We start from the raw sequence: 14,144 nt of genomic DNA, 5'->3' as shown, positions 1-14,144 counted from the left end.
GCAATGATTTAAACAATATTAATATAATCTATCAGAGACAAAAAAGCCCCCGTCACAGACTGAAGTGACAGGGGCTTTTGTATGAAATTAACTAACCGCTAGCGTCTTATTCACTGATACGATCAGGATGGTTTAAAATGTGATCTTCCCAATCAATCACATCAATTTCATACACGATTTTATTGCGTACAGATTCATCTGCAGCATGCATTGCATCTTTAGAACCTGTGATCAATGGATGCCATTCAGGTAGCGGTTTACCTTCAGCTAGCAAGCGATAAGCACATGTTTCAGGTAGCCATACAAACTCATCAATACGCTCACGAGTTAATTTAAGACACTCTTCGCCTGACTCAAATCGGTTTGCGTAATCTTTACATGAGCATGTTTGATTATCGAGCAGACTACACGCGACATTGGTGTAATAAATATCATCGGTATCATCATCAATTAACTTATGTAGGCAACATTTACCGCAGCCATCACAAAGTGATTCCCACTCTTGATCTGTCATTGTCGCTAAGTCTTTCTGTTGCCAAAAATGGGTCATGATACTTACACCAGTATTGTTATTTGTGTCGTTCAATACGCCACAATAATGAATGAGCTTATCAAAAAATAAAGCAGGCGGTTTTTATAGCGATCAATACGGTAAACTGCAAATTAAAAATACCTATTAATCCCCTATACTGACAGAAATAATAGCTATTATCATTTAGCGTAGGAATAAATTACCGATCTGTAAATAATCAAGATCGATAAAATCACCAAGTCATTTGGCTTTTAAGACTAACAATGGTAATTTGCGCAACCAATTTACAAAGCAGAAGGGAAAAATATGATGGAGTGTCGTTTAGGTTGTGGAGCATGCTGTATTGCTCCGAGTATATCATCTTCGATTCCAGGAATGCTGAATGGTAAACCTGCAGGTGTTCGTTGCGTGCAATTAAATGAAAACAATTTATGCAAACTCTTTGGTCAACCAGAACGCCCTGCGGTGTGTCATAATTTTAAAGCTTGCTCTGATATTTGTGGTAATACCAACGAGCAAGCCTTAACTATTATTACCGAGCTTGAACACATAACCGAATGATTATTACTGCTCGCTCACTGAAGAATAATGCTATTCTTTAACTGTGCCAGTCAGAATACGTAATGCACTTTTAGCATTTTCTACAACTTGATGGCCAGAATATGTCAAATATCCCCCATCCTCTTCAGTCACTAATCCTTTCGCATACAAACGTTGCGCTGCAGAGATAACAGCAGGACTTGCATCGCTATGAACCTTAATGCCTTCCATATTGCTATGCATAGGGAATTTTACCAGTAGATTCATTTCATCAACGATATCGGGAGTGTACAGCATAGTCACCTCTTTATGGAAAATCCCAGTGGGATAAATAATCTATTATTAATATTAGCGTTTGTTGGTAAGAAAACTAGGTGCAGAGATCAATATCTGAAGATCTTTCTCTACCAAGATGAGATCCATGTCAAAAAATTGAACATCTATCAGTCATTAAGTTTCAGTGTTGTATGAAAAACAACCTAACTTATTGAGGGATATAAAAAAGCCGCCTTACAAAATCATCATAATATATGAAACATTTTGCAAATAGCGGCTTTTTGACGGCTGTTTTTAGCTATTAAGCTTGAATACCAACAATTAACCATGGTGCATTTGGCTTACGTAAATCACGTTCTAAATGCCATACATCATTAATGTCTTCTTCTACGCCTTCAGCACTGTCTTTATAACGACCACTGAATTTAATACTTAGCTGTGCCATGTTCGCATCATGATCTGCTCGCACAAGCTCTGCATCAACATACATAACTTCAGTGTGTTGATCACCCGTCAGTTTTGCACGCTCCGCTGTTAAATCAGCCATTAGAGCTGGTGACACATACTCACGAATTTTTTCTAATTCGTTATGGTTCCATGCCCCTTGAATAACACGATAATGATCACGAGAACCATTTAAGAATGCATTCATATTAAAATTTGGCGGCAAGTTAAATGGCACATCACTATCTGTTGATTCAAAACCAGATGATTGCTGCTGTGCTGCGCCTTGACGGAACTGCTGTTGTTGCTGCTGACGTTGCTGTTGAGGCTGACGAGGAGAATTTCCCGCATAAGACTCACGGTGCCCCATCGGCGTTCCTTTATTAGCACGCATTGCTTTAAATAGTTTAAACAATACAAAGGCAATCACACCGATAATAAGAATATCCATAAACTGGATACCATCAAATGCACCACCAAAGAAAGCAGCTAACAGACCACCAGCAAGAAGACCACCTAACAAACCACCCATTAGGCCCTTTTTCGCTGATGACGCTGCGGTTGGGTTTTGTTTACGGATAGTATCGGTCTGTTGTGGTTGTTGCTTACGAACCGGAGCGGTTTTAAAGCTTTTACCAAACGACTTACCACCACCGAATTTTTTTGCTTCTGCATGCGGTGCTGTAAACGATACAGCCACAATAAGAGCAAATACGGTAAAAAAGCGTTTCATAATAATCGATATACCTTCGTCATTAACTCTAAGCATCGTAGCTATTCGCTACAAAATGTCAATTTAATCACCCATTAAAATTGTTACTAACGTTTAACATCCGTCATGCTTATTTAAAATAACAAATTAAACACATAATAATCAGACATCTAACACCAATAATACAGGCATCATTTTACGCAATTTTTTATATAATTAAACATAAAGCTATTTAATGTGCATAGATATGCGTAATAAATCGAACTAATACAACCTAAAAGGTGAAAATTCCAATATCATTCCATATATTATCCGCAGCAAAGGTTTATTATTATATACTGTTTTTTATGTCATCAATGAAAGTTAACAATATCCGTTCAACAATGTTACTTTCATTTATTATTATGATCATTTCTCAATGGAGATAGCTATGCAAGAGAACAATACACATAGTAAATTTGTGGGTTATCTATTGTGGATTTTTGGCTTTACCGGTGCTCACCGTTTTTATTATGGCAAACCCGTAACAGGCACCATTTGGTTTTTAACACTTGGTTTGTGTGGTATTGGTTGGTTAATCGATTTATTTTTAATCCCATCAATGAATCGAGAGTCTGATTTACGCTTCGCAAGTGGTGAAATCGATTATAATATCGCGTGGTTACTATTGACCTTCCTTGGTGTATTTGGCGTTCATCGCATGTACATGGGAAAATGGTTAACAGGTATCCTTTATCTATGTACTTTTGGATTTTTCTTAATCGGTATTTTAGTCGATTTTTGGACGCTTAATGATCAAGTGTCTCTTGAAAACACCAAAAAACAACACGCATAGTATTTATATTTTATGACACATCTTGTGGCATTATATGCTCCGTCTCAAGGACGCAGTATTAATGCTGCAATATTTACATTATGGGAAAGATATATTGCCCATAATGGTTCAGGGATGACAACTATTAAAATAATTAAAAAAGCAGTCTATCACTAGGCTAATTACGACAACTGCAAACATATTTAAAGAGTATAATTCCATGGCAAGAAGAAATGACCACACCCGCGAAGAATTGGTAAATATGACTTTAGAGCAAGTCAAAAACTTTCTCGATGAGCATCCACATCATGAACTAAGTTTACGTAAAGTCGCGGCGATGATTGGCTATGTTCCAAGTACTTTAGTTAATGTATTTGGTAACTATAATTTACTACTCCTTCATGCCGTTGCTCAAACACTTGACGAATTATTCCAACAAGCTGAGTTGTGTGTCCGTGAGTCAACCTCTTCTCAAGAAGCACTTCGTAACCTTGCTTTCTGTTATCTTGATTTTGCAACCGCACATCCTTACCGTTGGCAGTTAATTTTCCAACATACAATGAATGGCGAAGATTTACCTGAATGGCAAACGGATCGTATTGATAATATGACCGGTATGCTTGAAGCGTTAATTGGCCAAATTAATGATGAAATGACAGACAATGAAGTACTTGAAGCAAGCCGTGTTATTTGGGCTGGTGTGCACGGTATTACTTTATTAACTGTGGATGATAAGTTATTCACCTCAACCCCCGTTGATGGCAAAGCATTAATCAATAACTTATTAGATACCTACCTTAATTCATGGCATAAATAATTTAACGAGAACAGCAGAATGTCCCCTAAGCCTCAGTCAAGCCTATTAACTAAACGTCGGTTTTTACCTTATTTTCTGACACAAGCTTTAGGGGCATTTAATGATAATGTTTATAAAAATATTCTGCTGATCTTTATTGCTTATGCTTCAATACACACACTTCCACTTAATGCAGATCTATTAATTAATTTAGCTGCTGGATTATTCATCCTACCTTTTTTCTTATTTTCAGCCTCTGCAGGTATTCTCGCTGATATTTATGATAAAGCGAAAATAATGCGAATAGTCAAACTCGCTGAAGTGATTATTATGTGTTGTGCTGCGATTGCCTTTATCTACCAAAGTTACTTATCGCTATTATTTTTACTGTTTCTGATGGGCACCCAGTCTGCATTTTTTGGTCCAGCTAAATACGCACTATTGCCTCAGCACCTCAAAAAAAATGAATTAGTGTCAGGTAATGCGCTGGTTGAAACAGGCACGTTTTTAGCGATTTTACTAGGTACCATCATTGCTGGTGTTATCGCGAACAGTGACAATAGTCGCTACATCGCTGCTATTAGTGTGATTATATTTGCTATTTTAGGCTATGTTACTTCACTCGCAATTCCACCAGCACCACCAAGTCAATCCCACATCAAATTTCACTGGCGTCCATGGCAACAAACACGCCATACCATGAAGATAGCCCAACAAGATAAAGTTATTTTTCAGTGTATTATCGGTATTAGTTGGTTTTGGTTCCTTGGTGCTTGTTACTTAACCCAGTTTCCTAATTTTGCCAAATCCAATTTAGGCGGCCAAGCATCATCTGTTTCTTTCTTACTGACCTTATTTTCTATCGGCATAGCCATTGGTTCGATGTTATGTGACCGTTTATCACACCACCGTGTTGATCCTGGCATCGTTCCTATTGGTTGCTTTGGTATCAGTTTGTTTGGTTTCGGGCTCTATGCTATGACCCCTAGTGTTATGCCGGTTAGTGACTCTATCTTAACGTTTGTTGCACAACCCTCCTTATGGCCTGTTTTTATCTCGCTATTATTGCTTGGGGTCGCTGGCGGTATTTTTATTGTGCCGTTATATACCTTAATGCAACAACGTGCCCAAGAAGATCAACGCGCCCAAATTATTGCAGCCAATAATATTTGGAATGCGGTCTTTATGGTTATCAGTGCCATTGCCGCTATTATTTGTTTATCACTATTACACCTGTCTATTCCTCAATTTTTCTTATTATTGTCAGGATTGAATGGCTTAGTTTTAGTGTATATCTATTTTCAAGCACCCGATTTTTTCTGGCGCTTTGTGGTCTGGGTCGTCACTCACACGATGTACCGAGTCCAACACCACAACCTAAATAACCTTCCTCAACAGGGCGGTACTTTGCTCGTTTGTAACCATGTTAGCTATATGGATGCGTTATTATTGGCAGGCGCTTGTCCTCGCCCCATTCGCTTTCTAATGGATGAAAGCATTTATAACTTGCCACTAGTAAATACATTTTGTCGTGCTTGCAAAGCTATTCCCGTTGATTCAAATGACAGAAAATCTGTCCGTACTGCATTTGCTCTCGTTGCGTCTTATTTAGAGAATGGCGATATTGTGTGTGTATTTCCAGAAGGACACTTAACGCAAGATGGTGAAATAGCTCCTTTTATGCGAGGCATCGACTTAATCATTAAGCGCTCAAGTGTTAAAGTGATCCCTGTTGCTTTACAAGGATTATGGGGCAGTTATTTTAGTCGTGAAGGTGGGCATGCCTTGCTGAAATGGCCCAAGCGATTTTGGTCAAAGGTCACCATTGTTGCTGGAGATTGTGTACATTCAGAAACAACCAACAGCCAATTGCTGCATCAACAAGTCATCGAGCTACGTGGTGATAAGCGCTAAAATAAAAAGGCGAAGCTATGATGCTTCGCCTTTGTGTTTATATCCTCTACATTTAGACCTGAGTAGCCAACCATTTCGCTAAATCTGAACGAGAAATCTTCACATTTTGTGTAAAATATTCAGGCAATGAAAGATAGCGAATCGGTCGCTTATGTGGCGCAACATTTTGCGACATATAAGTGACTAACTGATCAACTAAATAACTGTCAAGAGAGGGCGCCGTAGTTAATATCGCTATCGGCCTTGCACCAAAGTCATGATCGTCTATTGGCAGAACGATAACTTGCTTAACCGCGGCGTGTTGTAATAATACTTGTTCGATATCTTCAGGTTGTACATTTTCTCCCCCTGAAATAAACATATTATCCGCACGACCTCGAATAAATAATTCATCATCATGCCACTCGCCTAAATCTTTAGTTGCAAACCAATCATCATCGTCATTATAACCAACCAAAGAAAAAATCGTATTATTGCGGTAATAGCCAAGGCATAACACTTTACCTCGTACCCAGATCTCACCATCGCGTAAAATAAGCTCACGATTAGGTAACACCGTTCCTACCCCCGCACTACTATTGGCACGTTTAGCCGTTATAGTTGATGCCATTTCTGTCATTCCATAACCACTCCAACATTCAATGCCGGCTTGTTCGGCTGCCGTCGTTAAGCTAACAGGAATGGTCGCCCCACCTAATAACACTTGTTGCAGTTGATGCTGATGGGCATATTGAGAATCAAGAAAACGTTGTAGTTGGGTTGGCACCAATGAAGCATGGCTAACCCATTGTAATGCTTGTTGTTGCAATGCAGGTTCAACTAAAACTATTCGAGCCCCACGGTATAACCATCGCCATATAATCGCTAATCCTGAGATATGAAATAGCGGCAATGACAATAACCAACTATCGTTAGCGGTAAAAGTCATTTGCTTTAATAACCCGCTCGCACTAGCTAAGTGTGATTGTGAATGATGCACAACAGCTTTAGGTAACCCTGTAGAGCCAGATGTTAATGTTAGTGAAACTGGACGATGTTCTTGCCACATCACAGGAATAATACGTTCTGACGTCATCGCTGGCGTCAAAGATAGAGTATGCCCTGGCAGTTGTTCAGCGACATTGTTATCTGAAGCCCAAATATGATCATTTTCCAACGCGGTTAATTGCTCAATTAACGCCTTAGAAGGCAATTTAGGATTGAGTCCAACATAACGCGCGCCCACACGAATAATGGCCAATAGCAGCCATAATACATCGATACTATTGGGCGCGACGACCGCAACCAATTGATCACGCTTAACCCCTTGAGCCACAAGTCGTTGAGCATAGGTTTCAATATTGGCGGTAACTTCAATCCAATTCCACGTCACCGCGCCAGCGTTTGCATCACCTAACGCAATCGCAATTTCAGTTGGTCGTTGTTCGGCCCAATGTTGCCAAGGCCATTTTTGAAATTCTGCTGTTATTTGTGCCATACCATGTCTAATTCAGATAAAGAAATCACTGGTAATTCACAACCAGGCCATGATTGCATTAATTGAGCTTGAAATAATTGCATCGTGTCTAACCCAGGGATCACATTTGGCGTTTGCCATTGCGCTAAACGAGCCAGCTGATTTAACCCTAAGCTTGATTCAATACTAGAACTGATCACTGCGGTCAACCCGACAGCATGTGCTTGTTCAATCAATGTGATGCATCGCGCAAGAGAGCCAATTAGCGTTGGCTTAATAATAATCGCAGCAACACCGGGTTCAGCTTTTACTTCAAATCCAGCATCGCGTACTGTTTCATCCCAAGCAATATTGATTCCAGTTTGTTGTGCAAACGCCAAACTGTCACTGGGTAAGCGGCAAGGTTCTTCTAAAAAAGCAATGCCACTGCGGTGTTCAGGCTTAACATACTTAGCAAACTGCTGTGCCTTTAGTGGCGTCCATTGGCGATTTGCATCCAGTCGCAATTGCATATCAGGAATCGCTTCCAACAGCATATTTGCCACAATGCCATCACGCACGGCTTCATACATGCCAACTTTAATCTTAGCCACTTTGTCACCAGAGATCTGATTAAAATGTTCCACTAGATCATCAGGATCGCCGCAACATAATGGCGCAACTAAATAATTACCGGGCATCGGAAGTTCAGCGGCTAACTCAGCCATGGCACAGCTAATACCAAAAGCGACTGATGGAAAAGCCGCGTCTAAATCAAGTGTTTCACCCGCAACCCATTGTGAAAGCAACTGTTGTGCTTGCTCACCCGCTTCAGTGGCCGTCTCAACGCTAAACTCGGGTAATGGCGCAATTTCACCATAAGCTAATTGTTGATCTTGGCATAACTCAACCACCCAACCTTCACGTGTAATCAAACGTTGGTCTCGTAAGATAACGCCAGAATCCATTGGAAGTTGGTATTGAAATAACTTAGCACTGCGCATTACATTTCCTTTATATGGTGCTAAAGCTGTATTTATTTAACAAACACTCTAGCCAGAAAACAGAGTCTCTGATTACTTATCACGCCACCACTAGCTGATAAAGGCTAACAATGCCGTTGTAAAAGCAACAGGTTGTTCAATATGAATATTATGACCAGCATTATCAATAACCGTCATATCTAAACCACCCGCCGATGCTAAATCTCGAAACTTAGTATCATGCTCGCCGCAAAGATAATGAATAGGCACAGAAAGCTGTTGTAATTGAGGTAATAATTGAGGCTGTTTAGCAAGTGAAGTCGCTAACATCATTTTGGCAATACTTGAGCCTAAATTATCACTTCGTTTCGCGACTAAAGCCTGTCGCTGTTCTAGTGTCAACGACGCAAAAACAGGCTGTTGGTACCAATCTTGTAATACATCAACTAATGGCTGTTGAGCAAATCGTGCCGCCCAACGTTGATCGTGTTGATAACGTGGCTCCTGCTCTGCAGCAGGTAATCCAAAATGCCCGCCTTCAAGCAGCACTTTCATTAATCGTGGTGAACACGAAGATAAAGGGACGTCTTTCGCTAATGCACACGCATGATACAGAGCTAAACGAGCCCCCAACGAATATCCAATCAACACGTAATCAGTAACACCACGATGAGCTAAAGTTGCGTTCAGGGCGTGATGAATAGCATCAAATCCCCCATCTAAAGCTGTGGTTGCCATATCAGCATCAACAAATGCACTTAACCCATGACCAGGTAAATCAATCGTTATACATTGTTGAGTCGCAGCAAGCTGACCAATCACATAACGCCAATCATGCCCATTACCCAATAAACCATGCAGAAAGACTAACGTCGGTTGATTGGAATCCGCTTTAGAGCCAAAAGTCTCAGAATAAAGTAGCATGCTCAACCTCAGCAAATAACGCCTTAAGCATAGCTCCAGCTTCACCCGCTGGCGTTTTAATTTCAACCAGGGTTGTTCCTATATGTGATTGACCATCTCGAATAGCTGCTTCAGCGGCAGTTAATGACGTTGGTGCGCAATACTGTAAGCCAAACATCGCTGCGGCATGACTAAATTCAAACCCATGTGGCATGCGATAAAAATCATCTTTTTGCTGATCAGGCACCGGCAACATATCAAAAATACCACCGCCATCATTATTGGTAACAATAACCACAATCGGATATTGCTGTTGATTCAATAACGCCAATGAATTGAGATCATAAAGTAACGAAGTATCACCGATCAGACACACTAACGGCGCTTTACGAGCACGCTGCACACCAGCTGTCGTCGCAATAAGACCATCAATGCCAGAAGCCCCACGATTAGCAAATGTCGCAGTTAATGGTAATTTAGCGCACATATCCAATAATCGAACAATCATGCTATTACCCAAAAACAACTCTGTTTGAGGAGCAATCCACTGCATCACTTGTGCGGCTAAACCTAATTCAGAAAAACGGTCACTGTGAGCTGTAACAATATCAAAATAACGTTGTGATGCTTCAACTAACGGCAGTGCCCATTGTGAATGTAATGACTCGGTTGTTAACGCTATTGCTGCTTGCGCCCATGCATTAATATTCGCTTGAATACGTTGACTACGGCGATGATGAGAGTCTAATCGTCCAGCCAGCGGATCAATCAGTAAAAACGCCTGCCATTGATGCTGACCAATAAACTGTAATAACCGTTTTGAAACGATACGGCCACCAAATTGCAATAGCACCGGCGCTTGTTGAAGATGATGCTGACAGGCACCATTTTGTAACCAGCCATCAAAGCCAGCATAATCACTACTGCCACCCGCTTGCGGATCCACCAGCAATGGCCAACCTAATATCGACGCTAATTGTTGAACAGTTTTAAGCTCATTCGCTGCTAATCGTCCTGCAACAATCACCCCTTTCTGAGCACACAATGCTTGCCATTGTGTTGCATCAATAGGTGCCATTGCCGATGACAATAGCGCTTGATGCTGACAATAAGGGATATCATCCTGCTGCCATTGTGCAACAGGGGTAAGGTAATCACTAAAATCAACATCATCGCCATACAGAGGCTCTGGATAATGACAATTAAAATGTACCGAACCACCACGTAATTGTTGCTGCTGCATCGCATCATCAATAGCGCATAACAACCAATTAGGGCTAATATCCAAACTTGGGCTTGGTATATCTAAAAAGTGACTTACATGATCAGAAAAGATCCCATGCTGACGAATCGCTTGGTTGGCACCACATTGAAGTAATTCAGCGGGGCGATCAGAGGTTAACAGTACCAGTTTTTCACCAGTAAGCCCTGTTTCAGCCACCGCAGGTAATAAATTCGCGACCGCAGTACCCGATGTCACAATAACCGCCACCGGAGATTGAGATGCTTTAGCTAAACCTAAAGCTAAAAAACCCAAACCTCGCTCATCAAAATGGGTATGAATCGTCAATTGTGTGAGTTTCGCTGCGGCCAACGTTAAGGGTGTTGAACGAGAACCTGGCGCAATACAGACATGTTGCACACCCAGTCTCATTAACTCTTCAAGCATTAAGCTTGCCCAACAACCATTTAATGCAGCTCGGTATAATTGGCTCGTTGTTAATGGTGGCTGTATCATGCGCTTTTATATCCCATCTTATCCATAGTATTCACATCATCAGAACATGGTTGTTCAAACAAACTGCATAAAGTGGAGGTTTTTCGATCGAGCTCTTTCCATTCACTATCTGCAACAGAGCCCGGCACAATGCCAGCGCCTGCAAACAAATGTAAATCATCACCACTGATCATTGCGCTACGAATCGCCACACAAAATTCACTGTGCTTTTGCCCAATGTACCCCACCGCACCGCTATACCAACCACGAGCAAACGGTTCGTGATCTGCAATAAAATTTAACGCTGCATCACGAGGTAAACCGGCAATAGCTGCCGTTGGCTGTAGGCTATCAAGTAAATTGGCACTGAAAACAGCATCATTAAGCTGACCATCAATACTGCGTTTTAAATGCTGCACTTTACGCAACTGAACCAATTCAGGCACAGGTGCAACATTCATCGATTCGCATTGAGGAACCAAACGTTCAACAATATCATCAACCACTAAACGGTTTTCATAGCGATTTTTGGTATCAGCCAATAACCATTGTGCCAGTTGTTGATCTTCTTGAGTATCGGCTCCACGTCCAATCGTACCCGCCAGAGCTTCTGTTTGTAATGCTCGTTCATGACGCTGAAATAAGCGTTCAGGAGTCGAACCGACAAAACAATGCCCTGCATCTAGCGCCATTAAAAAATGGAAACTATTACTATTACTAGCGCGACTTGCTTTAAGCAATTGTGCTGGCAATACCGGATGATCAAGTTGCAATGTTGTGCGTCGAGCCAACACCACTTTTTCAAATTCATCATTAGCTATTCCCGTCAGAGCTTGATCAATCATGGTTGACCAACCTGCAAAGTCAGGGCTATAGCTACGACTTAAAATACGGCTATCAATATCGGTGACAATATCAGGGCTGATAACGATTTTTTCTAACATCGCTAACATACGCGGCTTATCGTCACTCATATTTGCAGCAAGATGCCACTCACCATCAAAACGAATGATTTCAAGTAATGGCAAAAAGAAGAAAGACGACAGGCAGCGTCGATTACGATCGGTATGCCCATCAAAAGAACGTCCACCCCAAACACGCTGATCGTCATTAATCACTTGTTCAGCGATTAACGGATCGGTAAACGTTTTTATCTGCCCTAAAGCAACCACTTCTTCACGACAATCTCGAGATTGCCAATAGAATTTAGGAAATAAAGATTGTGCATCCATCCAATCAATGAGATCAGTATTTGCAGGCAGTTCTAGTTTTACTAGTAATCGTTGAGTTGTTACTGATGCTTGTTTAATGTTAGCAATCAATAATGCAACGGCTTGTTGTAACGCAGTCAAGATAACCTCGCTCAGCTAAATATCACCAATACGGCTCATCCCTGGCTGAAAGATAAAAATATGCCAATCATGGACATACTTGGTTCTTTGCTAATAATCGTTCTTATTTCAATGGTTACTTTAGCTAGAAAACCATGAATTATCAGCAAAGACGAATGATCTGAGTATTCTACCTCACTCAATAGCATCTGACTAATGAAGTAACGTCATTCCTTTTGGCTATATTTCAGCATAAATAGCTGAACCTTAACAATAACTGTAGTTAATACCATAGCTAGTATGGGTTCGAAATAACACAAAAAACTATTTTTCCAAATTTTATGCTGAAAGGTGTTCCTTTAAACTGGTTTTATAGTGTAATTTGTGGAGATACCAAAAATTATCATCAGGAAAGTATTATATGCAAAATTTCGGGATGTCATCCAAGCTCAATAATGTTTGTTATGACATACGTGGTCCCGTTCTTAAGCATGCAAAACGCATGGAAGAAGAAGGCCAAAAAATACTTAAGCTTAATATTGGCAATCCGGCGCCATTTGGGTTTGATGCCCCTGATGAAATTCTGGTTGATGTGATCCGTAACTTACCAACATCACAAGGTTACTGTGATTCAAAAGGCATTTACTCGGCACGTAAAGCCGTAGTACAGCATTATCAAAAAAGTGGTCTATTAGACATCGATGTTGAAGATGTTTTTATTGGTAATGGTGTCTCTGAATTGATTGTAATGGCAATGCAAGCATTACTAAATCATAAAGATGAAATTTTAGTACCGTCCCCTGATTACCCATTATGGACGGCCGCTGTATCACTTTCTGGTGGCACCGCGGTACATTACACCTGTGATGAGCAATCGGATTGGTATCCAGATCTTGATGATATCAAAAAGAAAATTGGACCTCATACTCGTGGTATCGTACTGATCAACCCTAATAACCCAACCGGCGCAGTTTATAGCCGTGAATTTTTATTAGAAATCGTTGAAATTGCCCGTCAGCATAATCTGATTATTTTTGCTGATGAAATCTATGATAAAATTTTGTACGACGGTGCAAAACACACCTCGATTGCGCCATTAGCACCTGATGTATTCTGTATTACTTTTAACGGCCTATCTAAATCATACCGAGTGTGTGGTTTCCGTGCAGGTTGGATGGTGTTATCAGGCGCCAAGCATAAAGCAAAAGGCTATATTGAAGGCTTAGAAATGCTGTCTTCAATGCGTTTATGTGCCAACGTACCTATGCAACATGCGATTCAAACAGCATTGGGTGGTTATCAAAGTATCAACGAATTGATCTTACCCGGTGGTCGCTTACTCGAGCAGCGTGATAAAGCCTATGATCTATTGACTCAAATCCCGGGGGTTTCATGTGTTAAACCCAAGGGCGCACTGTACTTATTTCCTAAATTAGATCAGAAAAAATTCAATATTGTCGATGACCAACGCTTTGCCATGGATTTCTTACTCCAAGAAAAAGTATTGGTGGTTCATGGCACAGGTTTTAACTGGAAACAGCCTGATCACTTCCGCATTGTAACACTACCGCGAGTTGATGACTTGGAGCAGGCAATGACCCGTCTTGAACGTTTCTTGCATACCTATCGTCAATAACAACAGTCATTCATACGATTTGTAATCTCATATTATTAGCCTCGATGTTGTCGAGGCTTTTGTTTATCAGGCACTCATTACTCTCATTACAGACCAAGTAATTCCCCCATC

13 protein-coding genes are annotated in these 14,144 nt (G+C 40.8%); 5 read left to right on the top strand and 8 right to left on the bottom strand.

Annotated elements, in window-relative coordinates:
• Positions 1-106 precede the first annotated feature (106 nt).
• A complete protein-coding gene (locus VXS03_RS05840) occupies positions 107-550 on the bottom strand; it encodes a YcgN family cysteine cluster protein (RefSeq protein ID WP_327762529.1) in 444 nt (147 codons plus the stop codon).
• 291 nt (positions 551-841) lie between these two features.
• Here VXS03_RS05840 and VXS03_RS05835 point away from each other — a divergent pair, with 291 nt between their 5' ends.
• Positions 842-1,093: a YkgJ family cysteine cluster protein gene (locus tag VXS03_RS05835; protein ID WP_327762794.1), complete on the top strand. Its 252-nt coding sequence runs from the start codon at positions 842-844 to the stop codon at positions 1,091-1,093.
• 30 nt (positions 1,094-1,123) lie between these two features.
• Here the strand turns inward: VXS03_RS05835 and VXS03_RS05830 are convergent, their stop codons facing one another.
• Together VXS03_RS05830 and VXS03_RS05825 are read right to left on the bottom strand one after the other, a co-directional pair.
• On the bottom strand, positions 1,124-1,369 hold the full coding sequence (locus tag VXS03_RS05830) for a TIGR02647 family protein (RefSeq protein WP_327762528.1): 246 nt from the start codon (positions 1,367-1,369) through the stop codon (positions 1,124-1,126).
• 280 nt (positions 1,370-1,649) lie between these two features.
• Entirely contained in the window at positions 1,650-2,525 is an 876-nt protein-coding gene (locus VXS03_RS05825) for a Tim44 domain-containing protein (RefSeq protein ID WP_327762527.1), read from the bottom strand.
• Between the two features lie 409 nt (positions 2,526-2,934).
• Here VXS03_RS05825 and VXS03_RS05820 point away from each other — a divergent pair, with 409 nt between their 5' ends.
• From VXS03_RS05820 to VXS03_RS05810, 3 genes are all read left to right on the top strand, one after another.
• A complete protein-coding gene (locus tag VXS03_RS05820) occupies positions 2,935-3,339 on the top strand; it encodes a TM2 domain-containing protein (RefSeq protein WP_327762525.1) in 405 nt (134 codons plus the stop codon).
• Between the two features lie 199 nt (positions 3,340-3,538).
• A complete protein-coding gene (locus tag VXS03_RS05815; protein WP_327762523.1) occupies positions 3,539-4,135 on the top strand; it encodes a TetR/AcrR family transcriptional regulator in 597 nt (198 codons plus the stop codon).
• Between the two features lie 18 nt (positions 4,136-4,153).
• A complete protein-coding gene (locus VXS03_RS05810) occupies positions 4,154-6,028 on the top strand; it encodes an MFS transporter (protein WP_327762521.1) in 1,875 nt (624 codons plus the stop codon).
• Positions 6,029-6,080: 52 nt separating this feature from the next.
• Here VXS03_RS05810 and menE read toward each other — a convergent pair whose 3' ends face one another.
• From menE to VXS03_RS05785, 5 genes are all read right to left on the bottom strand, one after another.
• A complete protein-coding gene (menE, locus tag VXS03_RS05805; RefSeq protein ID WP_327762519.1) occupies positions 6,081-7,505 on the bottom strand; it encodes an o-succinylbenzoate--CoA ligase in 1,425 nt (474 codons plus the stop codon).
• Complete coding sequence (gene menC / locus VXS03_RS05800) at positions 7,493-8,467, bottom strand: o-succinylbenzoate synthase (protein ID WP_327762518.1); 975 nt, start codon at positions 8,465-8,467, stop codon at positions 7,493-7,495. The genes menE and menC overlap by 13 nt, the downstream gene beginning before the upstream one ends.
• A gap of 90 nt (positions 8,468-8,557) precedes the next feature.
• Positions 8,558-9,370: a 2-succinyl-6-hydroxy-2,4-cyclohexadiene-1-carboxylate synthase gene (menH, locus tag VXS03_RS05795; RefSeq protein ID WP_327762517.1), complete on the bottom strand. Its 813-nt coding sequence runs from the start codon at positions 9,368-9,370 to the stop codon at positions 8,558-8,560.
• On the bottom strand, positions 9,354-11,087 hold the full coding sequence (gene menD / locus VXS03_RS05790; RefSeq protein WP_327762516.1) for a 2-succinyl-5-enolpyruvyl-6-hydroxy-3-cyclohexene-1-carboxylic-acid synthase: 1,734 nt from the start codon (positions 11,085-11,087) through the stop codon (positions 9,354-9,356). Before menD ends, menH begins: the two co-directional genes overlap by 17 nt.
• The gene (locus VXS03_RS05785; RefSeq protein ID WP_442957424.1) at positions 11,084-12,418 is read right to left on the bottom strand and encodes an isochorismate synthase; all 1,335 of its coding nucleotides are present in this window, start codon (positions 12,416-12,418) and stop codon (positions 11,084-11,086) included. Before VXS03_RS05785 ends, menD begins: the two co-directional genes overlap by 4 nt.
• Before the next feature lie 400 nt (positions 12,419-12,818).
• Between VXS03_RS05785 and VXS03_RS05780 the strand changes: the two genes are divergently transcribed.
• On the top strand, positions 12,819-14,033 hold the full coding sequence (locus tag VXS03_RS05780; protein ID WP_327762515.1) for a pyridoxal phosphate-dependent aminotransferase: 1,215 nt from the start codon (positions 12,819-12,821) through the stop codon (positions 14,031-14,033).
• The last annotated feature ends 111 nt before the right edge of the window (positions 14,034-14,144 follow it).

This window comes from Photobacterium sp. S4TG1, from assembly GCF_036040035.1.
Taxonomy (GTDB): Bacteria; Pseudomonadota; Gammaproteobacteria; order Enterobacterales; family Vibrionaceae; genus Photobacterium.
Note: the sequence above shows the minus strand (reverse complement) of the source record. Positions and strands in the feature narration are given on the sequence as shown.